Here is a 26,815-nt window from a genome sequence, read left to right as displayed (position 1 = left end):
AAACGCATGAATCCTGAACAGTTAATTCATCATATCGATCGCGAGTTTTGTCTCTCTTTCCTGGCAAAAATGGTGCAGCACAAAAGCTACAGTGCCACCGACGGCGAGCGTGAGTTAGCCCGCTATATGGCAGAACAAATGGCACAGTTGGGCCTGGAAACCGAACTGCAAAAAGTCCCGGGCGACCGTCTCAATGCCATCGGCCGCCTGGCGGGCAGCGGCTGCGGCAACAGCCTGCTGTTCAACGGCCATCTGGACACCAATCCGGTAACCGAAGGCTGGACGGTGGATCCCTGGGCAGGAAAAATTGACGATCAGTTTATTTACGGCATTGGCGTCTCCAATATGAAAGCGGGCGATGCGGCCTACTTCTGTGCGCTGAAAACGCTGATTGATGCCGGTGTGAAACTGAAAGGTGATGTGATTCTGACCTACGTGGTGGGCGAATTGCAGGGCGGTATCGGCACGCTGGCGGCAATTGAACAGGGCGTGCGCGCCGATTACTTTATCAATGCGGAACCCACTGATCTCCAGGCGCTGACCATGCACGCCGGTTCGCTGATGTTCACCATTGAACTCACCGGAGATACCCGCCATCTGTCGAAACGCGAAGAAGCCGTCGATGCGATTAACGCCGCCGTGGAGCTGATTCCGCAGATTAACGGCATGGTGTTCAGCGGCGCAAAAAGCGATGAACATCTGAAAATTAACCGTGGGCACATTGGCACCGTGCACGGTGCGCTGGGACGCGATCTGGAAGAGTGGCGTCCGCCGCAGGTGGCTGACTTTGTACGCCTGAAGGGTTCAGCCCGCTTTGCGCCGGGTCAAACCGTTGAAGGCGTGTTGGCGGATCTGCAGGCGCTGCTGGATACACTGTGCCAGCGCTTTCCCGGCCTGAAAGCCGAGCTGTTTGATGACGGTATCCGCGATAAGCCCACCATGTTGCCTTTCGAAGTGTCGCCAGAGTCACCGATTGTCAAAGCGGTGAATCGCGGCTGGAAAACCGTGCGTGGCACTGAACAACCTACTGGCGTTATCACGCCGCCAGCCTTCTTTGGTACGGATGCTGCACACCTGTATCAGCATGCAGGCATGGAAGGCATCGTGTGTGGTCCGGGCGGTAAATACAACACCATGCCGGATGAGCGCGTCGAGATAACCGAATTCCTTGATATGGTGCGTATTTATCTGCTCGCGATTCTGGAGATCTGCCAGCCGGTCGAGGGCGCATAATGAACGCTGCGGCGCTGAGTCGCCTGCGTGCCACGATGCAGCAGGCCAATGTGGACGTAATGATCATCGATCATGGTGAACTGCTGGCCTGGCTGACCGGTTATACCGTGTCAGAAACCTTGTATCGCGCTTGCCTGGTGCCGCTTAACGGCGACCCCTGGATGGTGCTGCGTCAGTTAGATGAAGCGCCGTGCCGGGCGCAATCTCCTGCGCTGACAGTAGAAAGCTATCGTGACGATGAGGACCCGTGGTTTGCGGTGGCGCACAGTATGCTCCGACGCGGTTTTCAACGGGCGCGGTTGGGCGCGGATTACACCTCTTATGGCATGACGGTGCACAGCTGGCAGCAGCTGTCGCGCCATTTGCCGGACGTGCAGTGGTGCGATTTAAACGGTGTGAACGATCGGCTGCGCAGCGTGAAATTCCCGGCAGAGCTGGAGGCGTTGCGTCAGGCCTCCGCCATTGCCGATACCACGCTGGACGCGATGGGCAAAGCCGTGCAGGGCAGCTGGCGTGTACGCGATGTCGCTGCGCTGGCGGCAGGCGAATTTTTGCGTCTGGGTGCGGATACCGGGGAAACCGGGCCTATCGTCATCGCCAGCGGCGACAACGGTTTTCTCCATGCCAGCGGCCACGAACAGCGTTTACAGCGTGGCGATGTGCTGCACGTAGAGCTGATTCCTAAAGTGAAACACTACAGCGCGCGTCTGATGCGTCCGTTTATTGTGGGGGAGATCTCCACCCAGCGCGCTGAGCTGGCGCTGCAACTTATCGCAATACAGGATGAACAGTTCAAGGCCATGAAACCCGGCGTCAGCGCACGGGAAGTGGATGCGATTGTGCGCGAGGGGTTATTGCGCAATGGACTTCGTGCGGATTATCCCAACATCACCGGCTATGCGCTGGGGCTGTATACGCGCACGCCGCGCCCGAGTGATTTTTCCTGTAGCTTCCATGCCAAAGCGGAGTGGTTACTGGAGGAGGATATGGTGTTCCATATGTATACTTCCGCGCAAAGTCTGGCGTTCAGCGAAACCGTTCGCGTGACGCCGCAGGGTGCAGAGCGGCTGACAACGCTGCCGCGCCAGCTATTATCATTGCCGGAACATTGATCAACAGGATGAAGGATGACGCAGGACATTTTACTCACTGATTTAGCCGCTAGCTTTCCAACGTTGGCTTTTGACCTGAAGTACGCCACAACCGATAACATCACCGGTTACGCCATTTATCGCGAAGCGCGAGCTCTGCTGCATCCAGCAGCCGCGCGCGCGTTGCAAAAAAGTGTTGAGGTCGCCCGACTGGCTGGCTTCACCTTATTAGTCTTTGATGCATATCGCCCGCAGCAGGCGCAGTGGCATCTGTGGGATGCCTGCCCGGATGCCGACTACGTGGTGCCGCCCGCAATCGGCTCGAATCACAGCCGTGGCGTGGCAATTGATCTGACGTTAGTGGATGACGCGGGCAAGGTGCTGGAGATGGGGACGGCCTTTGATGCGATGGAAGATCTGTCGCATCCGTTCCATCCCGCTGTACCGCCACAGGCACAGCGCCATCGTTTGATGCTCAATGCCATTATGCTGGCAGGCGGTTTTGTCGGTATGCCAACCGAGTGGTGGCATTTTGAGTTACCGGATGCGCAGCGCTATCCGTTGCTGGAAGATCGCTTTGGCTGCGTGGCGCGATAACCCTCACTCTCGTCGGCAGGGATGGGTCGTCCGCTCAGCCACTCTCAGACTTTCAGGCCTGAACAGCAGATAACTCGCCAGTGCCAGACCGCTTACACCCAGCGCGCCATAGGTCAGCACGGCGGAAAAACCGTCAGCCAGCACTTGCGAGGCGATAGCGCGGCTAAGCGAAACTTCAGCGCCAGCCGCTATGCGTTCTGCGAGCGCAACCACATCGCTGGAGGCAGGAAGCCGTTGCCGCAGACTGGCGGCGATCACTGCCACCAGCAGGCTGCCCATCAAGGCGATGTTGATCGCCAGCGTGATTAAACGTGCACTGATATCAATCCCGGAAGCCATGCCAACCCGATTAGCGGCAACGGAACCGGTCGTGGTGTTGGTCACCGGCGTATTGGTGAGTCCGAGCGCGGTTCCCGCCAGCAGGGCACCCGGCAGTAAACTCAGTTGGTAGGTGATGGCCAGTTTCATCAGCACGAACCCAGCACCGATCGAAAATAATCCGAGGGGAATGACACGGGCAGCGCCAAAACGCAGCACCAGTTTTTCCCCTATCGGCGGCATCAATAAGGTGGGCAAGGTATAGGCAAGCAGGGCAAAACCGGTATCCATACTGCTGAACCCAAGCCCGCTCTGGTAATAAACCGGCAGGTAGATCATCAGCGGCCAGAAACTGAAGTTCATGCCAATCGAACCCATCAAAGCCCCCGAGAAGGAGCGAATGCGAAACACCGAGAAATCAAACATCGGGTGAGGATGGCGCTTCTCCGTGCGAATAAACACCACCGCGCTGATCAGGATCACCAGCATAATTAGCCGGGCTTCAAGACTTCGCCAACCGATGCTGGCACCCTGAGTAATGAGATAGGTCACGCCAACCACGCATAGGGTGAGGGTGATCAACCCAACCCGATCGAGTTTGTTGCCCTGTCCAGGGTGGGATTCATCCACATTTTTCAGTGTGAGCACGAATGTCAGCAGCGCGATAAAGCCGTGCACCAGAAACACCCATTGCCAGCTTAAAACCGCCACCAGCATCCCGCCGATGATAGGACCGAAACCCAGACCAAAGCCAAAGGTTATCCCCCATGCGGCAAAGGCCTGGCTGCGGGGTTTTCCCTGCGGGAACTGGTGCGAGAGTATGGCGATCAGGCAGGTTAACATCGCACCGCCGCTCAGCCCTTGCAGGAAGCGCCCGATGATGAGCCAGAGTGCACTCCCGACCAGCCCGCACATCACCGAGGTCAAACCAAAACCGACAATGGTGATGAGAAAGATGCGCTTGCGGCCATAGTTATCCGCCAGCGTGCCGGTCGCCATTAAAACGGCGGTGCAGGCCAGCGTATAGGCATTCATGATCCACTGCAGATCGCGAAAATTCGCCTGCATCTCCTGTTCCAGTACCGGCAAAATCACCGGCACGCTGGAGATTTCCAGCCCCGACATCAACGCGGCTAAGCACACCGCCATCAGCGCCAACATGTTCTTCATCCTGAATTCCTGCGTAACGTTAAGAGCGTGCCAGCATGGAAGATTGACGCAACGGTGGAAATCCATGCCGATGCCAGATATCGTCAAGATCGTGCCAACATCATGGATAAGGCTGACATGCAAATCACTTCTTCTCTGCGTTCCCCTCCTGCAGCGCCGAAAAATCGGCGGCTGGTGCTTTTGGCGTATGAATGCCTCTGTACCTTTGAATTTGGTACTGCCGTTGAAGCGTTTGGCCGAGCAGATGACGTCTTCGGCCATCCGCTGTATGACCTGAGCGTGGCGTCGGTGGAAGAGGGTGTGTTTGGTGCGCAGGGCGGTGTGCGCCTGGTGGTGGATGGCGGGCTTGAGTTACTGGAAGACGCCGGAACCATCGTCATCCCCGGCTGGCGCAGCGTGACCGCACCGGCCTCTGAGGCGTTAATCACAGCGTTACAAAAAGCCCATCAAAATGGCACACGGATTGTCTCCATTTGTGCCGGAAGCTTTGTACTGGGTGAAGCGGGGCTATTAAACGGGAAACGTGCCACCGCCCACTGGAACAGCACCGAGATCCTGGCTGAAAGATTTCCACAGGTGCAGGTGGAACACGGCATGATTTACGTGGATGAAGGCAGCATCATCACCTCGGCGGGCGGTGCAGCAGGTGTCGATTTATGTTTGCATCTGATTCGACGCGATTACGGCATCGATGTCGCCAATCGCACCGCACGCAGAATGGTGACGCCGCCGCTTCGTGAAGGCAGCCAGGCGCAGTTGATCCAACAACCTGTTCCACAACGTCGCAACTATAGCCTCGCGCCCCTGCTGGACGATTTGCGCAATAATCTGAACGCGCCAATGGTGATCGAGCAGTTGGCGCGGCAAGCAGGCATGAGCCGTCGGACCTTTATTCGTCGCTTTCATGATGCCACTGGTACCTCGCCGGGTGAATGGTTGCTCGGTATTCGGCTGGAAAAGGCCTGCGCGATGCTGGAAAACAACGCGCTCAGTATTGATCAGGTTGCCGAGCTGGCGGGGTTTGGTTCTCCCGAAGCGTTGCGCCATCACTTCAGACAACGCTTTAACACCACGCCGACTAAATGGCGTAAGGCGTTCAATGAGCGTGTAGTCATGGGCTGAGTGTTCTTCAGCCTGACGTTCTGCGCAGCTGCCATAAAAACCAGGGGGCACCGATAAATGCGGTCAACAGCCCGGCGGAAATCGGCCATGGCCAGGCGATGTTGCGCCCCAACCAGTCGGCAAGCACCATCAATAATCCTCCCATCAACGCGGCGGCGCACAGTTGATGACTTAGTAGATTGGCGCCCATTGCTTTGGCGCATTGCGGTGCCAGCAAACATATTGGTTGAAATTCCCATGCTCGCGGCTAAATGTTTTCTGAGTCAGTTCTTTCGCGAGATGCTTAGCTCGCAGTTTACCGCTTAAATATCGGAACAGTTCCGTATAGTAACGCTGGCAAGATAGCTTCCCAACAACCGCACAGTGCTGCACAAAAAAGAGTGGCAGGCTGTATTTGAATGAAAATCGTTATCGTTATCAAGATGGGGTGATTGGAAAAGGTAAAAAAAGCGTTGTTGAGGAAGATTTTGGGCGCGATAGGGTGCTGAGTGTGGAATTAAAAGTCGGGTAGGTGACGAGCCGTATCCATCTGTTGATGTAAAATTCGGGCAATAAATATTCCGGAAGGATTGGCAGTATAAAAAATGGTATGTGACTGGAAAACAATACGTTTCACATCCTGCACGCGCGGGTAATCCTGTCCCATCTCAGGCATCTTTGACAATGTTTCAAGGAACTCATCCAATGCATCGGTGTAGCGATCGGCTTGGGCTTCACCAAATTTGAGCAAGGTATAATCATAGATATTGGCAAAGTCACTATCGGCAAGTTCGGACAGTTTATACACGATTAAGCTTCTTCCTTTCAGCAGCGATTTCACGCAGTGAACGCGGGCTTTCGCCACTTTCCAACCCATCAACTACGGCATTTCGGACAACTTGATCATGTAATTCCTGTTGTTCCAGCAGGCGTAAAGCCGAACGCATCACTTCACTGGCTGATCCATATCGCCCTGAATCAACCATGCGCGAGATGAAGTTATCGAGTTGTTCACCCACGCTAACCGACGTTATTTTTCTCATTGAACTCACCGTGTATTAACTGTTAATACAAAAGAGCATAGTTTGCGCAAGTCTTCACCGCCAGTCAAATCGACCTCGTTCTTATGGAATGTGCCACGCAACAGTATGCTTTGCGCAGCACCTCAACCCCGACTCAACAACTATAATATTCCCTGATGGTCTGCCCGGTATGGGCACACAGATCATGCTGGATGTTTCCCTTGCTCACTATCATCGGTGCTTTTGCAGAAGGATAACCCATGCGTAATTTTCTGGTGGCGTTGTGCATCTCGTTGAGTGTTCTGACCTTCCCGGCTCTGGCGGCGGGCACATTGAGTGATGGCTGGGAATGGCTGAAGCAGGATGTCTCGCAAACCTGGGAACAGCCTCAGTATTACGATATCTACCTACCGTTTATCAGCTGGCATGCGCGTTTCGCCTACGACAAAGACAAAACCGACAACTACAACGAATCGCCGTGGGGCGGGGGTTTTGGTGTGTCGCGCTACAACGAGGACGGTGACTGGAGCGCGCTGTATGCGATGGCGTTTAAGGATTCGCACAACATGTGGCAGCCGATTATCGGTTACGGCTGGGAGAAAGGCTGGTATCTCGATGAGGCACGCGATGTACGCTTAGGGCTAGGGTTAACCGCTGGCATCACCGCGCGTGATGATTTTGCCAACTATGTGCCACTGCCGATTGTCCTGCCGCTGTTCTCCGCAGGTTATAAAAATCTTAACGTGCAGTTCACCTATATTCCGGGTAGCTACAACAACGGCAACGTGCTGTTTGCCTGGTTCCGCTATGGTTTCTGACAGGGTGCAGCGTTCTCCCGTGCTTAAGTGGCTGAAGATAATCGCCCTGAGCGTGGTTTCTTTGCTGATCATGTTTTTGCTGATTCGTGGATATCAGTCTGAGCAGGGGCCGCCGCTGCATCGCTGGCACACCTGGGCGGCTGATGAAATGACGGTGGAGCAAATAGATCACGCCACCTTCGACGATTATCTGGCGCAGGAAAATGTGATCTTCAAGCAGATGAAACACAACGTCACGGATCAACTTAGCGTTGAAGAGAAAACCTCGCTTAACCGCTATTATGCGCAAAGCCCGGTCTATCCGGCAGGATTTGCCACCGACTGGAACCGTTCGTTTGTACTCAAACCCGCTGGTGAAATTAAAGGCGCGGTGGTGCTGTTGCACGGTTTAACGGATTCACCTTACAGCATGCGCTATCTGGCGCAGGCTTATCAGCAACAAGGCTATGTTGCGGTAGTACCGAGATTACCCGGCCACGGCACGGCACCCGGCTCATTGACCAAAGTGGACTGGAAAATGTGGCTGGCCGCGACGCGTCTGGCCGTACGTGAAGCCACGCGCTTAGCGGGAACGCAAGTCCCGTTGCATCTGGTGGGCTACTCCAACGGCGGCGCGCTGGCGATGAAATATGTGCTCGATGCTCAGCAGAATCAAAATCTGCGCAAACCACAACAGGTGGTGTTGTTGTCACCGATGATTGGTGTGACGGCATACGCCCGTTTTGCGGGGTTAGCGGGATGGCCAGCGGTGTTCCCGGTGTTTGCCAAAGCGGCGTGGCTCAATATCGTGCCGGAATATAACCCGTTTAAATACAACTCGTTCCCGGTGCGAGCAGCGCGTCAGTCCTGGCTGTTAACACAGGCGTTGCAGGAACAGATTGTGCAACTCGCACGCGATGGCGAAATACGTGGCTTACCACCGGTGCTGTCGTTCCAGTCGATCCTCGATTCCACTGTCAGTACCCGCGCGGTGGTGAATGCGCTGTACCGTTACCTGCCGGACAACGGCAGTCAGTTAGTGATTTTCGATATCAACCAGGCGGCCAACTTACGCGCGCTGTTCCGGCCTGCACTGTATTCAGCGGTCAACGACTTACTGCCTGCCGCGCCGCGTCATTACGCCACAACGGTGATCACTAACGCGTCGCCCACCACTTATGACGTGGTCGCCCGCATCACGCCTGCCGATCAAACCAACGAAGTGACGCGTCCGCTGCATCTGGCGTGGCCGCAGGATATGTATTCCTTGTCGCATATCGCTGTCCCATTCCCTCTCACCGATTCGCTGTATGGCCGCGAACCCACTGAAAAAAATCTTTATGGCATCAGCCTCGGCACCATCTCACTGCGTGGAGAAACTTCCAGTCTTACCGTTGGGCTCGACACGCTGATGCGTAATACCTCCAATCCGTTTTTCACTTATATGATGGCGCAAATAAATGGACGAACTGCCTGCGGTCAGCAGCCGGATCTGCAACAGTGCCTTAAAGAGTAATGACTTTTTTCAGCAGCCCGTTGGCGAGAATCAGTCGGGCCAGCAACACCGAGAGCACAAAGGTCAGCACAATCAGCGTGAGTTTAGTGGCCAGCGAGTTAATCGGGATCAACGCGGTGACGATATGAAACACTGAGTAGTGCATGATGTACACCCCGGTCATGGTTTTACTCACGGTAGCCAGCAGCGTCTCTTTGAGGGCGATATGGCGGCGAAAGCGCACGCCGCTGGCGGCTAACACCAGTGCGACCACCAGCAGGTAGATTTGTGAGCCGGTGAGGAGGAAAGCATTGCGATCGGCTTTAAACAGCGCGAAGAAGAAGTGCTGCTCGTACAACCAGGTGAACAGATAAATAAACGGCAGGGCGCAGGTAGCGAAAAGGGCGACTCTTCTCCGACTCAGCCAGTCGGCAATCACCGGTTCACACAATAGCTGGCCGGTGAGGTAAAACAGCAGCCAGGTCCAGATACGGTATTGCGGCGCGAGGCTAAACACTCGCACCTCGGGATAGAGCACCGACAGCAAATCGTAGCCATAGGAAAACAGCAACAGGGCGCCGACCAGCGCGCAAAACGCCAGGCGATGAAGGCTGAGCCAGCTGAGCAGCGGATTGAAGCTGTAGATCACGATAAACGAGAACACAAACCACGGCTGAATCAGATAGCCGCGCTGGTAAGGTTCCCAGAGATAGTAAATCGTCATCCAGAACAGAAACACGATCACCACATTGCGGATCTTGTTGAGCTGCCAACGTAAATCCTGCTCGGCGTGGCTATCCATAATGCCCGCCACCACAAAAAACAGCGGGGTGGCGATGGTGGAGATAAACGTCAGGAACGCCAGAATCCAGTGGTAATCATAATCGTAGCGGTCCCAGGTGTTATACAGCGTAAAAAAGGTCACGGCCGCCATGCAGCCGAGTGTCTTAATGACATTCAGCCCGGTGGCGTTCATGTTGACGTCGCTTTCTCAGCGCGGTGGAAGCAGGCATAAATCACCGGCAGAACCAGCAGCGTCAGTATCGTTGCGAAGCCCAGCCCGAACATAATCACCACCGCCATGCTCTGGAAAAACACATCGCGCAGCAGCGGTGCCAGGCCTAACACTGTGGTGAACGCGGTCAGCAGGATGGGGCGCAAGCGCGACGTGGCGGCATACAGAATCGCGTCGTGCTGCGTTTTGTCCTGTTTTTGCTGTTCAATCTCTTCCACCAACACAATGCCATTGCGGATCAGCATGCCGCTCAGGCTCAGCAAGCCGATCAGTGCCATAAAGCCAAACGGAATACCGGTGAGCAAAAAGCCCGGCGTCACGCCGATTAGCGCCAATGGCACCGTTAGCCAGATCGCCACGGCATTTTTTACGGAGCTAAACATCAGCACGGTAATGACAAACATCACCAGATAGCCCAACGGCAACGTGGTGAACACGCCTTGCTGCGCTTCGCTGGAGTTTTCGGCATCGCCGCCCCATTCAATGCTGTAGCCGTGCGGCAGTGGGAGCTGATCAATTTGCGGTCGCACGCGTGACAGAATATCACCGGAGGTATCGCTGCTGAGCGGGCTGGGATCGGTCATCACCGTCAGCACGCGACTGCGATCGCGACGCAGAATTAATGGATCTTCCCATTCAAGATTAAAGCCACTCACTACATTACTCAGCGGAATGTAATGCTGCTGGCTTTGGCTCCACACCAGCACGTTGTTCAGATGATTGGCATTCTGGCGTTCGCTGGCGGGCGGGCGCACCACCACTGGCAGTAAATCTGCGCCTTCACGATATAAGCCCACCCGGCTGCCGGTGAAATTCATTTGCAGCGCGTTATCGATTTCCTGTTTATCCACCCCCAGCTCGCGGCCCAGCGCCGGATTAAACTGTGGACGGATAACCTTGCTGCGGTTTTGCCAGTCATTGCGCACGCTGTCGGTGGCGGGATCCTGCGCGAGGATATCACCCACTTCACTGGCAATCAGTCGCATGCGGTCGGGATCGGGGCCTTTGATGCGTACTTCAATGGCGCTGCCGCCGGAAGGACCAAACATCACCCGTTTGGTGCTGGCATTCACCTGCGGATACTGGCGGGCAATATAGTTATCCACACGGCGCGACAGCGCGGCGATATTGCGCTGATCGTCCATGCGCACCATGATTTGCGCATAGTTGCTGTATTGGCGCTGTCCATTGTAAGTGAGGATAAAGCGCATGCTGCCCTGGCCGACGGTGGTGACCGTAGACACCACGCCTTGCTGCCCGGTGATCGACTTTTCAATATCGCTGGCCATTTGCTCGGTGGCTTTGATGTCCGTGCCGTATGGCAACCACAAATCGACAAAGAAGATCGGCGTATTAGACGAGGGGAAGAAGTTTTGCCGCACGCCACCAAAACCCCAAATCGCCAGTGCCAGCAGAACGGCCATCACTGAAAGCGTGAGGGTTTTCTGCTGTAGCAGCGCGTTGAGCGTGCGTTGGTAGAGTCGATAAAAACCGCCATCATAGGGCGAGGCTTCAGCGGCGGGTGTTGCCGTGCTACTCGTTTTAAACAGCCACCATTTGATCAACACCGGCGTGATGGTTAACGCCGAGAACCAACTCAACATCAGCGAAATCAGCAACACCTGGAACAGCGATTTGCAGTACTCACCGGTGGAATCCTGCGACAAACCAATCGGCGCAAACGCCAGTATTGCGATTACCGTGGCTCCCAGAAGCGGGAAGGCCGAGCGCCGGATAACAAAGTTGATCGCCGAGGTACGCGATGAGCCTTGCTGACGTGCAATCAATACCCCTTCGACGATCACAATCGCGTTATCCACCAACATACTGAGGGCGATAATCAGCGCTCCCAGTGAAATACGCTGTAGCTCAATGCCCCACAAATACATGATTAGCAGGGTGCCCAGCACGTTCAGCGCCAGCGAGAGCGCAATAATGATGCCGCTGCGTACGCCCATAAAGATCAGCAGCACGCCCACCACAATCGCCAGCGCCATCAGGAAGTTGGTGATAAAGCCGTTGACGGAGTGCGCCACTTCCGCAGCCTGATCGTAAAACGTATTGATTTGGATACCGGCTGGTTTTTCTGCCGACATCTGCTGCAGTTTGGCTTCCAGTGCACGACCTACGTCAATCACGTTGACGCCAGGGATATAGGAGACGCCCATGGTGACCGCCGGACGGCCGTTGGCGTGATAGATGCTGGAAGGGGATTCGCTCAACCCGCGAGACAGCGTGGCGATGTCGCGCAAGCGGGTGGTGGCAGTGTCGCCAACGGGGCTGATAAGCAGATCGCTCAGCTCATCGATATTTTTAAATTCCCCGGTAGGATGCAGACGAATCGATTCGGAGCCGGATTTGATCTCTCCCGCGCTGGAAACCACGTTCAGACGGCTCAGTGCGGCGGAGAGTTGCGCCGGAGTGATACCGCGCGCCGCCATTTTTGTCAGCGAAACATCAACGTTGATTTGCTGCGGAATCGCGCCGCCAATCGCCACCTTGCCTACGCCGGGCACCAGAACCAGTTCTCGCCGCAGCTGTTCGGCATATTGCACTAATTCAGGATTGCTGAAGTTGTCACCGGAAATGGCGAAGAAAAAGCCGAACACGTCGCCAAAATCATCGTTAACGAAAGGCGCCGCCACGCCGGGCGGGAAGAAGCGTGATGCATCACCGACGCGCCGCCGCAGCTCATCCCAGATTTGTGGCAGTTCGTTAGAGTGATAGCGTGACGCAATATTCACCGTAATTTGTGACAGGCCGTTGGAGGAGATGGAACTGACGCTGTCCAGATAGGGCAACTGCTGCAGGGCATTTTCCAGCGGCAGCGTCACCTCTTCTTCCACCTGCTGCGCAGATGCGCCAGGGTATTGTGTGACCACCACGGCGGTTTTAATGGTAAAAGCGGGGTCTTCCAGGCGACCAATATTCAGCAGGGCAAAAATACCCCCTAGCCCTAATAGCAAAATCGCCAGCCAGACGCGAATCGGGTTATCGATAAACTGTTTGGAGATGTCCATTACAGCCCTCGCTCACGCGTCCAGATGCGTACCGGCTGTTGCGCATGTAACTCATTGACGCCTGCTGCGACCACGCGTTCACCGGCTTTCAGTCCACCGGTGATCACCACGCCCTGGTTTGTGACATCGCCGACGACGACCTTACGATCTTCCAGCTTCAGCTGATCGCCGCTGCCTTGCACCACCCAGACATGAGGCTCATTGCGCTGGTGGCTGTCGGGGTTAAACACCGCTTCGACCGGAACGACCAGCGCAGCGTGATTCACATTGGCGGGAAGATTGGCCAGATTGATGGTGACAGTACCACTGACACCGCCCACGGCCGGAAAATCGGCAGGGCGCGGCATGGTTAAGATCACCTGCCAGGTCAGTGTGTTGCTGCTACTGCTACCGGTGTGCTCTTTGTATTCAGCCTGAAATTCGCGATCCGGCAGCGTGTTAATCCTCACTACCGGGCGATACGTCATGTTGCGGATATCCAGCGCGGTGAACAGGTTTTCCGGCACGTTAAACACCACATCAAGCAGGTCGGTGCGCGTTAACGTGGCGATGGTCTGGCCCGCCGCAATCACCTGATGATTACGCACATTGACCGTCGCCGCGGTGCCGCTAAAAGGCGCGGTTAAGGTCATCTGGCTTAACTCTTCACGGGCAATTTGCAAGGCCGCGTTGGCAGCATCGCGGTTCGCGCGCTGCACGTCCATTTCAGCCTGTGAGATCGCCTGGCGGCCAGATAGCGTCTGGAATCGTGCAAACTGTCGCTGAGCGAGGGTGGCGGCGGTCTGTCGTTCGTTAACGCGCTGCTGCGCCTCTCGTGCTACCAGTCTGGCGATCACTTGTCCCTGTGTCACATTGTTGCCCTGGCGAATTTCCAGGGCGTCGATCTGTCCACCTCGTTTAAAGGAGAGGTCGGTGGAATCCCCCGATTCAATGCGTGCGGGGAAGATGCGTTGCTGAGCCTCACCGGAAGCCACTACCTGAACCACTTTCACCATGCGCGGCAAAGGAGTAACTTCCGTTTTTTTTTGATCGCAACCTGTTGTTATCAATATAACAATGGCGATCAGCGGAAAATAACGCGTCACGAGTTTGTCCTCAATCAGCAATATTGAATTAATTATTGGCGTTATTATTAGCGAGGTTCTTATTCGCCGAGCATTGAAACGACGGCGTAGGTAAATAACCCCACGGCAGAACAGGTTACAATAGCGATAACCACATAAAGACTCAGGCGCAGCAGACTATAGTCCGGCATCGTTACCTCCATTAACAGTGGGCGAAATAGAGTCATCTCACTGCGGACGGATAGGAGTGACGGTTAAGGTTTATTTGTTAAGGATGAGCATAGCTGTGGATATCCAAAAATGTAAAGTTTGATAAACGCAATAACTTTATCGCAACTCATGGAATTTAAATCTGATTTGTTTGATTTAAATAGAGCTTTAAACCACATTAACAACATAAACACAAAGTGTGGCTTTTCTCGCCATTTCATTAACATAGGGGCGGGTTAATTTATTTTCGTTAAAAACGGCTTATTTATCTTTGGTTTAAATTTACGCTAAAAATTGTTTTTTGATTACGGATGACTTTCCTCATAAAAGCAGAATGAGTTGAATAGCCTGTGCTACGTTTATAACGTTCATTTCTCTTGTCAAAAGTTTGTCGTATAGATTATTTCCCTGCTCAATTTCGTTGAGCAGCCATTAATGACATGTCTTTCAGTTATAAACGGGACTCACCTCAGGCAGTGCGTAGATGTTTGTCTTTGTATTTGAAGTGGATCTGTTAATAACGCGATGTCACCGCCTTGATTTCCGAAACAGGATTTGAGGAGAAAGCGATGAATACTGCTAAATCGGAAAGGTCGTACTATCAGCTTTCTGTCGATGAAACCTTGAGCCAGACAGAGAGTTCACTCGAAGGTATCTCGGGTAGTGAAGCCACGGCCCGCTTACAACAGTACGGTGAAAATGCCCTGCCACAAAAACCGGGCAAGCCAGCATGGCTGCGCTTCCTCGCCCATTTTAACGATGTACTGATTTACGTGTTACTCGCTGCCGCGCTGCTGACGGCAGTGATGGGCCATTGGGTCGATACACTGGTCATTCTCGGTGTGGCAGTGGTCAACGCGTTGATTGGTCATATCCAGGAAAGTAACGCGGAAAAATCCCTGCAAAGCATACGCAATATGCTCTCCAGTGAAACGGTGGTGATCCGCGCCGGTAACCATGAAACCTTGCCGACCACCGCGCTGGTGCCGGGTGATGTGGTGGTGATCCGCGCCGGGGATCGTATTCCTGCCGACCTGCGCGTGATCGAAGCCCACAATCTGCGCGTCGAAGAGGCGATACTCACCGGGGAATCCACGGTGGTAGAGAAAACCACCGATGCGCTTGCGGGCGAACTTCCGTTAGGCGACCGCACCAATTTACTGTTTTCGGGAACAACGGTCAGTTCTGGTGGCGGTAAAGGGCTGGTGGTGGCTACAGGTGGAGAGACCGAACTGGGGCACATCAACCAGATGATGTCCGATATCGAAAAACACCGCACGCCGTTGCTGGTGCAAATGGACAAGTTAGGGAAAGCCATCTTCCTGATTATTCTCGCGATGATGGCGGCACTGTTCGTCTTCAGCCTGCTGTTCCGCGATATGCCGGTCTCTGAACTGATGCTGTCATTGATCAGTCTGGCGGTGGCGTCGGTGCCCGAAGGTTTACCCGCCATCATCTCCATCATCCTCTCACTTGGCGTGCAGACCATGGCGAAGCAGCAGGCGATCATTCGCAAGCTGCCGACGGTGGAAACGCTGGGTGCGATGACGGTGATCTGCTCAGATAAAACCGGCACGTTGACCATGAATGAGATGACGGTCAAAGCGGTGATCACCGCCGACCATATCTATCGGGTAGACGGTGACAGCTATGAACCGGTTGGTGCCATTCATAAAGCGGATGACGCCGTGCCGATTACCGTCACGGGCGGGTCCTTGCTTGAACAATATCTGCGCACCATCGATCTGTGTAATGACAGTCAGTTGATTAAGGATGAGAGCGGCTTCTGGAAGATCACCGGAGGGCCGACAGAAGGCGCACTCAAGGTACTGGCCGCCAAAGGGCAGTTGCCGGTGGTCACCACCGAGTTACGCAGTAAAATTCCGTTTGATTCGCAATACAAATACATGTCGACGTTGTACCGCATTGGTGACGAAGAGCGCGTGCTGATCACCGGCGCGCCGGATGTGCTGTTCCGGCTTTGTCAGCAGCAGCAAACCGAGCACGGCCTGCAACCGCTCGATATCAGCTGGTGGGAAGGCAAGATTGAAGAGTATGCGCGCGAAGGGCTGCGCATGGTGGCGGCAGCCTGGAAACCGGCGTTACCGGGACAAACTGAACTCACCCATCAGGATCTGCAACAGGGCGTCATTCTGCTCGGCATTGCCGGAATGATGGACCCGCCGCGCCCTGAAGCCATCACCGCGATTCGTGACTGTCTGCAAGCCGGCATACGCGTCAAAATGATCACCGGAGACCACCCGCAAACCGCGATGAGCATTGGGCAGATGCTGGGGATTGGCAATGCAGGCTCAGCCATCACCGGGCGTGAACTGGAAGTGATGGACGATCACCAGTTGAGTGATGCCGCGCAGGCCTACGACATCTTTGCCCGCACCAGTCCGGAGGATAAATTCCGTCTGGTTCAGGCGTTGCAGAGTAAGCAAGAGGTGGTCGGTATGACCGGGGACGGCGTGAACGATGCGCCCGCCCTGAAGCGCGCCGATGTCGGTATCGCGATGGGTATTAAAGGCACCGAAGTGACCAAGGAAGCCGCCGATATGGTGCTCACGGATGACAACTTCGCCACCATTGCCAGCGCAGTAAGGGAAGGGCGCCGGGTTTATGACAATCTGAAAAAAACCATCTTGTTTATTATGCCCACCAACCTCGCGCAGGGATTGTTGATCATCATCGCGCTGCTGGCAGGGAATCTCATTCCGCTCACGCCGGTACTGATTCTATGGATGAACATGGCGACGTCGGCCACGCTGTCGTTTGGTCTGGCATTTGAAGAGGGTGAAAAAAACATCATGCGCCGACCGCCGCGCGATCCCAAATTGCATGTGATGGATGGATTCGCCATCTGGCGCGTGGTGTTTGTTGGTTCAATGATTGCGATAAGTGCGTTTGTGCTGGAAGCCTGGCTGCAGCCGCGTGGCTATTCCCCTGAGTTTATCCGCACCGTGCTGTTACAGACGCTGGTTACCGCGCAGTGGTTCTATATGCTCAATTGCCGTGTGTCGGACGGCTTCTCTCTGAGTAAAGGGTTGCTGATGAACAAAGGTATTTGGATCGTTAGCGCGGTGCTGCTGGTGCTGCAACTGCTGATCATCTATGCGCCATTTATGCAGCTGCTATTCGGTACCACTGGACTGCCATTCCGTTATTGGGTCATTACCTTCATCATCGGTTTCGTGATGTTCCTAATTGTTGAAGTCGAGAAACCACTTACCCGGCGATTCAGAACGGCTTGAGTCTGCTGCCGCCCGTCACGCTGGTGTCAGCGAGGCGGGCGGTGTTTAAGACGATACATGTAGATTTCGAGCCAAAAGATGGGATTTAAACGTTGCAGGACATTTGCTGTCATCAAGTCAGAGAGGAAAGTGTCGCACGGGTTCGACAATCTTCACCGGTTTCTTTCTCTTTGGTTTTGTCGCCCTGCACAGTGCTGGCATAGCTGCCTTGGATTTTTCTGGCTCGGTAGTCTTATTCACAGTGATACAGCACGAGCAGTAATGAACATTCGTATATTGCGCTGCGGCGACGGTTAATGCCTGGCTGTGGTTATACATACTGCCAATAAACGCCCGTGAATCGATACCGGGTAATTGTTCACATCCTGCGGTATGCAACAGCAAGCCCCTGCGGGCGTGATCGCAGACGTAATATTTCGTTGCCTTATACATGGTTTTTATCCGTTTGCTGCGTGAGTCAATGGACTCATTAAAGTTTATCGTATTCAATATCTTGTAAATTTGAACATCTCACTACGGCCTGAAACTCAGTTTGCCCACGATGGCTCGCCAAAGTAAACGGAACGATAATACGTGTACCATTTTTTTGCTACGCCTTCATTGTGGACCAGAAGAGAGCCCAGGGTGATTCTATTTTTCCCAAACATCTCGGTATCGGATTTATTGAGGAGATCTTTTTCTACGGCAATAACCGCATCACGACTGTGAACGGTCACACAGGCTATTTCATCTTTTTTGGTTCTCTACGCTCCGCAAATATACCTCATAACCCGACGCAGACAAAAAAAATCCCCAGGGCACTGAGTGCTCCAACCTTAGCGGAAGTCTTCATTTTAAATTCCCTTAAGTGCTTCACAAACAGTCTCCGGTCTAACTAGCGGAAAATCAATAGTATTTTTGGTTTATTTGATGAAATGAATTGATGTGTATTGCCGATGTCGCCTGGTCATTATCTGATAATGGTTGGGATAAAATCTGAATATTACGTATCACAAAAAAATCCTGTGAGATTTATTGAAGAGGGACTCGAACAAATAAAACGGGCATTAAAGCCAAAGTACATCAAATATCCTGGTTAATAACTTGTTAATGGTAGAGTTATGGCATTCTCATGACATTTTTTCCTACATTAATGCTGAGGTCAGAAGTATCTGATGATAAAAACTCACAGCTCACTCATTCAGCAGGACTATTCACATTAATCAATGAATCACCGCGAAGCTGAAACGCTCGTCGTGCATCTGGTCAGATAAAAAGATCAGTGTGTTAAAACAGCAAATGGTTTAACCTTTAACGACCGTCTGCAGTAGATTTAAAGTAAGCTTAATAAAATCAGTGAGTTGATTGAGGTTTTATTGAGCGGCCTTTTGATTGACTGCGACCTGTTCCAGGGGGTGCCCGGTTAGCGGGCTGAGATTCTACCCGCCAGCGTTTTCGCGTTGGCAACGTGGTGACCCTACGAACCTGATCCGGCTAATACCGGCGTAGGGAGCGGAACACAGGGCGACACTGCGTCCTGATCCCATCTTTGTGCTTGTAGCGGACAGACTCTACTCATCAGGCCCGGCCTGAGAAATTTCGCGCAATCGCAACTGGTGGACCCGCATATGACTGAAGCTGCTTTGATCGACGCTTTGCTGACCTTTCTTCAGCGTCAGGACACAACCGACGACGATTTTAACCGCCTGGCGCTCGCCATCTTCGCTTATCAATTCGAACACAATACCCCTTATCGCCGCTTCGCCATGCAACGCGGCCGCACACCCTTTACGGTGAAAAACTGGCGCGCCATCCCGGCGATTCCCATTACTGCGTTTAAGGATCTGACGCTGAGCTGCCATGCCACCGATGACGTCGAAGCGATGTTTATGACCAGCGGTACGACCGGCACGGTGAAAGGTCGCAGCTATCATCCGACACTCGATGTCTGGAAATGCTCAATGATGCAGAATTTCCGCCAGCGCTTTATGGCGGGCGAAGAGCGGATTCGCATGGGCATTTTGTTCCCTGATAATCGGGCGCTGCCCAACTCTTCGCTGGCCCATTACCTGACGTTAGCGGTGGAAAAATTTGGCACCGCCGAGAGCGAAGTGCTGCTGGATGACCGCGGTATCGCGATGGATCGCCTGTTTGCTGCGTTGGAGCAGGCTGAAGCGCAGGGCGAACCTTATGCGCTGCTGGGCGCGAGCTACAGCTTTGTCCATCTGCTCGACGAACTGCAGCGCCAGGGGCGACATTTTGCATTACCCGCTGGCAGCCGAATTTTGGATACCGGTGGATTTAAGGGACAATCCCGTGAGATTGAGGCCGAGCAGTTTTACGCCGAACTCAGTGCGTCGTTGGGCGTGCCGCGCACGCACTGCATCAACATGTACGGCATGACCGAACTGAGCAGCCAGTTTTATGATGACGGCAACGTTGCCTGTCCCTCGGTGAAATCCGGCCCGCACTGGATCCGCACGCGCGTGGTCAATCCGCTGACGGGCGAAGAGGTGCCGCAAGGTGAGATTGGCGTGCTGGTGCACCACGATCTGGCCCACTTCAATTCGGTGTCTGCATTGCTGACGGAAGATGCTGGCCGGGCAGTGGCGGGCGGCTTCCACCTGCTGGGCCGGGTCACCGGAGCGGATGCGAAGGGCTGTTCGCTGGCGATGGAAGAGTTCCTGGCTGCTGCGCAGGGTGCAGTGTGAAAGAGGTCGCGGGTTATCTACCGGGATGTTTATCACCTGAAGAGGTGCAGTGGCGCACGCTGAGTTTTAGCCATCACGGCCAGCACCTGGATGTCGACGTGCCCGATCTGAATCCGGCACAAATTACACTTCTCAGCGCACATCTGCGCGATCACGCTCGCGCTTATCTTAAGACGCTGAGCGTGGCGAAGATCGTGGCGATTATTGATGAGGTCATTGCACGTTTGCTGGATCGAAGCCATCCACTGCGCCGCAAGGCCGAAATGCTGCTGCCGATTGTCACCGGTTATGACGCTGAGATGATTCGCCTTGGGCTGACCGGATACCTTAAAACTTTTCGACAGCCGCAGCTCAAGCGCTTTTTAGCCGAGGACTTTAACGATCCACAGCTGCTGGATGATTTTCAGCCTCGACCTAATGGCGGCTTCGCACGGGCATTTGGCCCAGATCTGCTCATGCATATCTGGGCAGGAAATGTGCCGGGTCTACCGCTGTGGAGTCTGATTTGTGGATTGCTGGTGAAAGCGGGCAGCGTGGGCAAATTGCCAGGTGCTGAACCGCTGATGGCGGGCTGGTTCGCACAACTGCTGGCTGAGATCGATCCCCAGCTTGGCGAATGCCTGGCGGTAGTGTGGTGGAAAGGCGGCGAAGCCGAAGCAGAAAAACACTGGTTAACACAGCCTGACGTGGTGATGGCTTACGGTGGTAATGCCGCGCTGGCTGCCCTCAAACAGCAACTGCCGGTCACCACGCGTTTTCTGCCGCACGGCCATAAAATCAGCGTGGGACTGGTGGCGCGTTCGGCGCTGGATACAAGGCAGGGCGTCGATTTGGCGCAGCGCGCGGCCTATGACGTGATGCGTTATGACCAGGCGGGCTGTTACTCACCGCAAATGCTGTTTGTCGAACGCGGCGGACGCATTACGCCGCAGGAATTCGCGGAGTATATCGCCCATGAACTGCGTGCGCTGGCGCGCAAATACCCGCGTCGCGCGCTCTCTTCGGCTGAGGTGAACAGCGTGGCGGCGTGGCGCAGCCGTGAAGAGATTCGCGCGTTGCAGGACGATCGCATCCTGTTCGGCGAGCCAACGGACAGCTGGTCGGTGGTGGTAGTAGATGGCCCCGAAGCTCTGATGCCGTCGGCACTCGGACGCACGCTTAAAGTGGTGGCCGTTGATGAGATTGAGGATGCGATTGCATTGATTTCGCAGCAGAAAATTTATCTGCAAACCGCGGCGGTGGCGGCCACTCCGCGCGAGCTATTTGATCTCGCCGCGCGGCTAGGGCAAGCAGGCATTACCCGCATTACCGCCTTTGGCAGCATGACCTCGCCCGCCGCCGGATGGCACCACGATGGCCGCTTCAGCCTGCTGGATCTGGTCACTATCACGGAAATAGAGGCATCTGCAGAAACTGCCGCCGAGCGCTATGCGCCGTATGCGGATTGAACCCACGTATTTTACAGGAGGTAACCGATGAAATTTGCTGATCAAACGATTTTGGTGACGGGCGCAAGCCGGGGAATTGGCGCGGCTATCGCAAAAGCGTTCGCCGCAGAAGGCGCGCTGGTGGTGGTGAACTACCTGCGCAGTGAAGCAGCAGCGATGGAAGTGGTAAAAAGCTGTGAAGCACTGGGCGGTTCGGCCATCGCCTTTCGAGCCGATGTCACCTCAGCAGAGCAGGTAGCGGTGATGATGGAGCAGATCGCTAACACCACGGGTCGTCTGGATGCGGTGGTGAACAATGCTTTCGCACCCTATGTTTTCGATACTGATAATCGACAGCGCTTTTGGGAAACCTCATGGCAGGGCTACCAAAGCCAGTTTGACGGTGCCGTCGGCGCGGCCTACAACGTCTGCCAGGCTGCGTTGCCGCTGATGCGCTCACGCACACGCGGCAGCATTATCAATCTTTCCAGCGATCTGGTGGCCCGTCCCTCTGTTCCTTACCACGATTACGTCACGGCGAAATCCGCATTAATAGGCTTTAGCCGTTCACTCGCCGCTGAACTGGGGCCGCTGGGGATTCGCGTGAACTGTGTTGCGCCGGGTCTGGTCTATCCCACGGATGCCAGCAGTGCGACGCGAGAAGACGTGCGCGATTTTATCACCGCACAAACGCCGCTGCGCCGAATTGCCGAGCCAGTGGATGTCGCCGGTCCGGTGATGTTTTTAGCCTCAGAATGGAGCGAGTTTGTCACCGGGCAAACGCTGTATGTTGATGGTGGGTTGGTGATGGGATGACGGGGGCCGAACGCTGATATTGTTGGCAGCACGATGGGTTAGCGTTAGTCTGATCACTGATTTATCAATTTGCTAACGCCGCTTAACATAAACAGGGAGGTTTAATGAATGCCGCAACTATCCGTGCCGTCATCGGTGGAACGCTTTTAATGGCGTCGAGCTTAGTATCGGCGTCTGCCGCTCAGCCATTGCCTGTACCTCCAGAACATCCGAACTCACAGCGAATCTCCGTGGAGACGCAAGGAACGGGAACAGATGTCATATTGATTCCGGGGCTGGCGTCATCGCGCGACGTTTGGGCCGATTTATCTGCAAAATTACGCAAGAACCATCGCATTCATCTTATCGAGCTTGCAGGCTTCGCGAATACGGCTGCCATTGCCAACCCGGACGGGAAAATCATGGCACCGGCAGTTGACGCCATCGCTGCATATATTCACGTCCAGCACATCAAAGCCCCGACGATCATTGGCCATTCCCTTGGGGGAGAAATGGCATTGATGCTGGCTGCTCGTCATCCTGACCTGGTGGGGCGCGTGATGATCGTTGATGCGTTGCCGTTCTATTCATTGATGTTCAATCCAGCGGCGACCAGCGAAACGGTCGCCCCGCAGGCCACTGCGACGCGAAATTTAATTTTGGGGCAGTCGCCGGAGCAATTCACGGAGTTTCAGAAAGCATCCATCGCCCGTTTAGCGAAGACCGAGGCGGTGAGGCCTGCACTGGTGGCTGCGGGAATTGATTCCGATCGTAAAACCATTGCCGATGCCGTGTATGAAGTGATGATCACCGATTTGCGTCCTGAGCTTGGCCGCATTAAAGCGCCGATTGAGGTCGTATATGCGTATGACACTGTATTTGGCGTACCTGCAGCCAGCGTGGATACGATGTACCGTCAAGCCTATGCTTCTGCACCCGATATCCACTTCAAACGGATCGATGACAGTTTTCACTTTGTTATGCTCGATCAGCCTGAGCGATTTTCCGAAGCAGTTGAGTCGTTTTTGAATGGCGATGTTAGCCAGATGCAGCCACAAACTGAATGAGATTTTGGGAGGAACGGCCGGAATTGGCCGTTGCTTCGGTGCATTAGAGTGTAGGGCGGAGATATTGCGTAGGATGCATGTCTGACGTGAAAGAGATGTGGGGATGAGACGGAAAGAACCGCTGTGAGCGAGCAGCATAAGTCGCTGCTTCGTGAGCTGGAATAGAGCTTTGTTGGTGCGGCGGGTGAGAAGAACAGTCCTCATTCAAAAGCTTTCTCGATGGTGTCAAAAAGTTCTTCTACCATTTGATTCGCTAAGCGGAAACGCTGCGGTAAACATAAAAAGCCCCCTGCTGTGCAGGTTTTTTTATAGCTGTACTATTATGCAAAACGTATCCGTTAGGCGTACTTGAAATTCTTTCTCATGTTTCCGCTTTCGTTGTCGATAACCTGATTGCTGGCTGAGTGATGATTTCACTCAGCATTTATTTTTTCATTTCAGGCGATAAGGATATTTATGAACAAGCTTTGTGTTGCGGCGTTGTTGGCTCTGAGTTTAACCGGCTGTGCGCAGCAGACTTTCGTAATGAAACAGAATCAAGTTGGCGCGGCGACGAAAACCACCAGCCAGCCGTTCTTTATTTCAGGTATCGGTCAGCGTAAGAGCATTGATGCGGCGCAGGTGTGCGGCGGCCAGGAAAAAGTTAGTCGGGTTGAAGTTCAGCAGACGTTTGTTAATGGCTTACTGAGTGTGGTGACGTTTGGTATCTACACTCCACGAGAAGCGCGCGTTTATTGCGCCATCTGATAATGCCTCAGGCCGGCTCGCCGGCCTAATCTTGCGCCTGTTATTTAATCGCATTAGTTCATTGTAACTATTAAATTCTGCTGTCGTACCGCTGCGCGGCTTGCCTGTTGACGACGTTACTCGAAACGAGTTCAGGCAACGTCCCCCTTGATTAAGGATAGCGTTGCATCGAGCCATTGAACTCACAGCACAAAGCGGACTGACTGAAGCCATAAAAGCTTGTCGAATGTCTCAGGGCGTGAAGCAGACCTCTGTTGAATCTTAAATTTCTGATGTTGTTATTTCATAGCGATAGTGACCTGATCATCGATGAGCAGGAAGGCAATGACAATCATGACTATGTCCGAGAACTGGCTGACTCTTCGCGCCGCCGCAGGCCTCGTGCGCAGAATCGCTTTCGAGCCGATCCCAACAGCACTGTAGATCACTGCGCAGTTGAATATCTGTATTAGCCTCATAAAGAAAATTTGCGCACCAGCAGGAAGCCCGCGTAACGGCTTGTGAACTGCGGCATAAGCCCCAGGAAAAATAATAGCGCATTCGGATTGAACCCACTTATGCCAAACCCTTTAATCAGCGTACGAAACCAGTTTAATGCCTAATAAAATGGCCAAAGAAGTAATCGGACGATCACACACTACGCTCACCCCTAGCCACAGTAGATAGGACGCTCCGGCGTAGGTGAGCACCGTCAGGAATAACGGCACGCGGGATAACATTGCTCCGACGCCCGCCCCAACGACAATTGTTATGACTAAATATCCCAGAATCATGCCTGAGACTACCGGAAGCAGCATTCTATTGCGCATGCCGGCAGGCTGGCTTTTGACGTCCATGCGCTGATCGATGGACTGTGGATTCGCAAGGCGCATCTAAAAGACTCGCTCTCTTCCAAACAGGCTATCAAATCCGTACTTAGATTTATCAACAGCGTGGTTCCTGACACCAATGACCTCAAGGTGTAAACTCCAGCGGGCTGCCAGCAATGAATGCATGATTATGTTACTTTATGGAAAATCATGCGATTTCAGGGCGAAAACATGAGCGATTACGATGTATTTCCGGAGCAACGGCAGGCATTGATCCGAAACATACTTGAAGAGTCAGGCAGGGTGGTAGGGGCGGATATTGCCCGACAGTTAGGTGTGTCTGAACATACCATACGCAGGGATCTCCAGGAGCTGGCGAGGCTTGGTGTGTGCAAAAAAGTCTATGGCGGTGCCGTCAGCCAGTTCAAACAATCTGCCAGCTTCGATACCCGTGTACTGCAGAGCGTTAACGAGAAGGCAAATGTTGCACAGTGCTGCGCCGGGCTAATCAGATCCGATACATGCATTTTCATCGATGCGGGTTCCACGTACCTCTCAATGGTTGATTTTATTCCGGCGCAGATGTCTCTCACCATTGTCACAAATTCGCCGCAGATTGCAGCTTCACTTAGCGGCCGTGATCAAATTGAGCTTATTCTTTTGGGAGGAAAGGTTTATCCGCAGACGGGAAGCGTACTGGGAGCTGAGCCGATTAGCCAGGTCAGGGACATTTTGTTTGACCAGATTTTCATTGGCGTATGCGGCCTCGATCCTGAAGCCGGCCTGACCGCAGTGTACTATGAGGATGCCTGTTTCAAAAAAGAACTGCTGAAGCAGGGTAATGAAATTGTCGCGGCCGTCATCGCAGATAAAATGCCTCAGGTAGCGCGCTACAAGGTTGCACCGTGCGATGACATCGATATTATTGTGGTCAGCAGCTCAACGAACCCGTCGTCATTTTCTCATATTAACGTGCAGCTGCTGGTCGCAGAATAATACACAATCTATGCTGGCTTAACTCTGAAGCGCGAGCATACGTTTTATCGTTTCCAGAACGGCGTTCTCATCGTTCGTACCGGTAATAAAACGCGCCTTCGCTTTGGTCTCGTCGAAAGCGTTACGCATGGCGAAGCTGTAACCGGCCTGTTCCAGCAGCTCTATATCGTTATAACCGTCCCCAAAAGCCATCGTCTGTTCTGCCGTTACGTTCAGCATCTGCTGCAGCTTACGGACGGTGGTGCCTTTATGGATACCGTAACCAGCAATATCAATCCATGCCGCCTCTGATACCACAATGTAAACTTCTTCTTCGAAGGGAGCGAGATGCGGGCGCGTGGCGGGACAGTTTCCTTCTTCATCGAATACCGTGATTTTTACAAAGTCGCTTATCACGGAACTGAAGTCGTGGGTTTCGGTCAGTCGCGTGTAGGATCGTCTTATTTTGTCTTTCAGCCGCTGGGGCGTGTCAGCATGCACGATCGCGCCTTCCGGCGTACAGGCAATAACAACATGGCTCTGGCTGACGTTTCTGAGTGTATTAATGATGGCAAGTCCGAGGACATTGGCGATTAAAAACTGAAACATAAACCCGCCATTGTATTTAATGCGCGTTGCGCTGTCGCCGACGATCCAGATATCCTCACTCAGTTCGCCAAACAGTTCCTCGACCCTCTCACACTGCTTACCGGTGCAGGCTGCAAACTGCACGTTCTTGTCTGCCATGAGTTGCCTGACTTCGGCAAATAACGCTCTGTCATAGTCGCCCTGGCTGTTGAGAAAAGTGCCGTCCAGATCAGTGATAACCAGCTTTATCATCATGCCACCTTCATTCAAGAGATTATGACTACGCTGCCAACACCAGACAGCATTCTTTCGACGCAGCAGCTACGC

Annotated in this window: 23 protein-coding genes and 1 riboswitch; of the genes, 13 read left to right on the top strand and 10 right to left on the bottom strand. The window is 53.8% G+C overall.

From position 1 onward, the window contains the following. The first annotated feature begins 6 nt into the window (after nucleotides 1-6). The 3 genes from QMZ65_RS12515 to ddpX are packed head-to-tail and all read left to right on the top strand — an operon-like array spanning nucleotide 7 to nucleotide 2,921. A complete protein-coding gene (locus QMZ65_RS12515) occupies nucleotides 7-1,233 on the top strand; it encodes a M20 family metallopeptidase (RefSeq protein ID WP_283216085.1) in 1,227 nt (408 codons plus the stop codon). Beyond that, nucleotides 1,233-2,345, top strand: coding sequence for a M24 family metallopeptidase (locus tag QMZ65_RS12510; protein WP_283216084.1), 1,113 nt, complete (start codon nucleotides 1,233-1,235; stop codon nucleotides 2,343-2,345). Before QMZ65_RS12515 ends, QMZ65_RS12510 begins: the two co-directional genes overlap by 1 nt. A 15-nt stretch (nucleotides 2,346-2,360) precedes the next feature. Beyond that, entirely contained in the window at nucleotides 2,361-2,921 is a 561-nt protein-coding gene (ddpX, locus tag QMZ65_RS12505; RefSeq protein ID WP_283216083.1) for a D-alanyl-D-alanine dipeptidase, read from the top strand. 3 nt (nucleotides 2,922-2,924) lie between these two features. On the opposite strand, the gene QMZ65_RS12500 is transcribed toward ddpX, so the two are convergent. Further along, nucleotides 2,925-4,409: an MFS transporter gene (locus QMZ65_RS12500; protein ID WP_160833178.1), complete on the bottom strand. Its 1,485-nt coding sequence runs from the start codon at nucleotides 4,407-4,409 to the stop codon at nucleotides 2,925-2,927. A gap of 117 nt (nucleotides 4,410-4,526) precedes the next feature. Here QMZ65_RS12500 and QMZ65_RS12495 point away from each other — a divergent pair, with 117 nt between their 5' ends. Beyond that, a complete protein-coding gene (locus QMZ65_RS12495) occupies nucleotides 4,527-5,531 on the top strand; it encodes a helix-turn-helix domain-containing protein (RefSeq protein WP_370523032.1) in 1,005 nt (334 codons plus the stop codon). Between the two features lie 7 nt (nucleotides 5,532-5,538). On the opposite strand, the gene QMZ65_RS12490 is transcribed toward QMZ65_RS12495, so the two are convergent. The 3 genes from QMZ65_RS12490 to QMZ65_RS12480 all read right to left on the bottom strand — a co-directional run bounded on the left by QMZ65_RS12490 (nucleotide 5,539) and on the right by QMZ65_RS12480 (nucleotide 6,553). Continuing rightward, nucleotides 5,539-5,748, bottom strand: a complete 210-nt coding sequence (locus QMZ65_RS12490) for an iron chelate uptake ABC transporter family permease subunit (RefSeq protein WP_255253250.1) — start codon at nucleotides 5,746-5,748, stop codon at nucleotides 5,539-5,541. A 279-nt stretch (nucleotides 5,749-6,027) separates the two neighbouring features. After that, on the bottom strand, nucleotides 6,028-6,318 hold the full coding sequence (locus QMZ65_RS12485) for a type II toxin-antitoxin system RelE/ParE family toxin (RefSeq protein WP_097117702.1): 291 nt from the start codon (nucleotides 6,316-6,318) through the stop codon (nucleotides 6,028-6,030). Then, a complete protein-coding gene (locus QMZ65_RS12480; protein ID WP_097117703.1) occupies nucleotides 6,311-6,553 on the bottom strand; it encodes a type II toxin-antitoxin system ParD family antitoxin in 243 nt (80 codons plus the stop codon). Before QMZ65_RS12480 ends, QMZ65_RS12485 begins: the two co-directional genes overlap by 8 nt. A gap of 239 nt (nucleotides 6,554-6,792) precedes the next feature. Here QMZ65_RS12480 and pagP point away from each other — a divergent pair, with 239 nt between their 5' ends. Then, nucleotides 6,793-7,350, top strand: a complete 558-nt coding sequence (gene pagP / locus QMZ65_RS12475) for a lipid IV(A) palmitoyltransferase PagP (RefSeq protein WP_097117704.1) — start codon at nucleotides 6,793-6,795, stop codon at nucleotides 7,348-7,350. Continuing rightward, entirely contained in the window at nucleotides 7,340-8,845 is a 1,506-nt protein-coding gene (locus QMZ65_RS12470) for an alpha/beta hydrolase (RefSeq protein ID WP_283216082.1), read from the top strand. Before pagP ends, QMZ65_RS12470 begins: the two co-directional genes overlap by 11 nt. On the opposite strand, the gene QMZ65_RS12465 is transcribed toward QMZ65_RS12470, so the two are convergent. From QMZ65_RS12465 to QMZ65_RS12455, 3 genes are read right to left on the bottom strand one after another with little or no spacing between them, the layout of a single operon-like run. After that, nucleotides 8,835-9,800, bottom strand: a complete 966-nt coding sequence (locus QMZ65_RS12465) for an acyltransferase (protein ID WP_283216081.1) — start codon at nucleotides 9,798-9,800, stop codon at nucleotides 8,835-8,837. The genes QMZ65_RS12470 and QMZ65_RS12465 overlap by 11 nt on opposite strands. Then, nucleotides 9,797-12,859, bottom strand: coding sequence for an efflux RND transporter permease subunit (locus QMZ65_RS12460; RefSeq protein ID WP_283216080.1), 3,063 nt, complete (start codon nucleotides 12,857-12,859; stop codon nucleotides 9,797-9,799). Before QMZ65_RS12460 ends, QMZ65_RS12465 begins: the two co-directional genes overlap by 4 nt. Then, nucleotides 12,859-13,944, bottom strand: a complete 1,086-nt coding sequence (locus QMZ65_RS12455; RefSeq protein ID WP_283216079.1) for an efflux RND transporter periplasmic adaptor subunit — start codon at nucleotides 13,942-13,944, stop codon at nucleotides 12,859-12,861. Before QMZ65_RS12455 ends, QMZ65_RS12460 begins: the two co-directional genes overlap by 1 nt. Nucleotides 13,945-14,702: 758 nt before the next feature. On the opposite strand from QMZ65_RS12455, the gene QMZ65_RS12450 reads away from it, so the two are divergent. Beyond that, a complete protein-coding gene (locus QMZ65_RS12450) occupies nucleotides 14,703-17,390 on the top strand; it encodes a cation-transporting P-type ATPase (protein WP_097117709.1) in 2,688 nt (895 codons plus the stop codon). Between the two features lie 117 nt (nucleotides 17,391-17,507). Here the strand turns inward: QMZ65_RS12450 and QMZ65_RS12445 are convergent, their stop codons facing one another. Further along, complete coding sequence (locus tag QMZ65_RS12445) at nucleotides 17,508-17,822, bottom strand: hypothetical protein (RefSeq protein WP_283216078.1); 315 nt, start codon at nucleotides 17,820-17,822, stop codon at nucleotides 17,508-17,510. A 948-nt stretch (nucleotides 17,823-18,770) separates the two neighbouring features. Beyond that, a riboswitch (TPP riboswitch) is annotated at nucleotides 18,771-18,899 on the top strand. A 98-nt stretch (nucleotides 18,900-18,997) separates the two neighbouring features. Between QMZ65_RS12445 and QMZ65_RS12440 the strand changes: the two genes are divergently transcribed. The 5 genes from QMZ65_RS12440 to QMZ65_RS12420 all read left to right on the top strand — a co-directional run bounded on the left by QMZ65_RS12440 (nucleotide 18,998) and on the right by QMZ65_RS12420 (nucleotide 24,116). Further along, complete coding sequence (locus tag QMZ65_RS12440; RefSeq protein WP_283216077.1) at nucleotides 18,998-20,080, top strand: LuxE/PaaK family acyltransferase; 1,083 nt, start codon at nucleotides 18,998-19,000, stop codon at nucleotides 20,078-20,080. Then, complete coding sequence (locus tag QMZ65_RS12435) at nucleotides 20,077-21,528, top strand: acyl-CoA reductase (RefSeq protein ID WP_283216076.1); 1,452 nt, start codon at nucleotides 20,077-20,079, stop codon at nucleotides 21,526-21,528. The genes QMZ65_RS12440 and QMZ65_RS12435 overlap by 4 nt, the downstream gene beginning before the upstream one ends. Before the next feature lie 27 nt (nucleotides 21,529-21,555). Continuing rightward, nucleotides 21,556-22,323 carry a 3-oxoacyl-ACP reductase gene (locus QMZ65_RS12430; RefSeq protein WP_283216075.1) on the top strand — a complete coding sequence of 256 codons (768 nt, stop codon included), beginning with the start codon at nucleotides 21,556-21,558 and terminating at the stop codon, nucleotides 22,321-22,323. Between the two features lie 104 nt (nucleotides 22,324-22,427). Continuing rightward, on the top strand, nucleotides 22,428-23,369 hold the full coding sequence (locus QMZ65_RS12425; RefSeq protein WP_283216074.1) for an alpha/beta fold hydrolase: 942 nt from the start codon (nucleotides 22,428-22,430) through the stop codon (nucleotides 23,367-23,369). 456 nt (nucleotides 23,370-23,825) lie between these two features. Further along, on the top strand, nucleotides 23,826-24,116 hold the full coding sequence (locus QMZ65_RS12420) for a Bor family protein (RefSeq protein WP_160833193.1): 291 nt from the start codon (nucleotides 23,826-23,828) through the stop codon (nucleotides 24,114-24,116). A 569-nt stretch (nucleotides 24,117-24,685) separates the two neighbouring features. Here the strand turns inward: QMZ65_RS12420 and QMZ65_RS25350 are convergent. Next, entirely contained in the window at nucleotides 24,686-24,913 is a 228-nt protein-coding gene (locus QMZ65_RS25350) for a LysE family transporter (protein ID WP_502921526.1), read from the bottom strand. A 243-nt stretch (nucleotides 24,914-25,156) separates the two neighbouring features. On the opposite strand from QMZ65_RS25350, the gene QMZ65_RS12415 reads away from it, so the two are divergent. Next, nucleotides 25,157-25,921: a DeoR/GlpR family DNA-binding transcription regulator gene (locus tag QMZ65_RS12415; RefSeq protein ID WP_097117933.1), complete on the top strand. Its 765-nt coding sequence runs from the start codon at nucleotides 25,157-25,159 to the stop codon at nucleotides 25,919-25,921. Between the two features lie 18 nt (nucleotides 25,922-25,939). On the opposite strand, the gene QMZ65_RS12410 is transcribed toward QMZ65_RS12415, so the two are convergent. After that, nucleotides 25,940-26,740, bottom strand: coding sequence for an HAD-IIB family hydrolase (locus QMZ65_RS12410; protein ID WP_097117934.1), 801 nt, complete (start codon nucleotides 26,738-26,740; stop codon nucleotides 25,940-25,942). Nucleotides 26,741-26,815: the final 75 nt, after the last annotated feature.

Source organism: Pantoea sp. EABMAA-21, assembly GCF_030053335.1.
Lineage (GTDB): Bacteria > Pseudomonadota > Gammaproteobacteria > Enterobacterales > Enterobacteriaceae > Pantoea > Pantoea communis.
The sequence above is the reverse complement of the archived record's forward strand: the minus strand, read 5'-3'. Positions and strand labels throughout refer to the sequence as shown.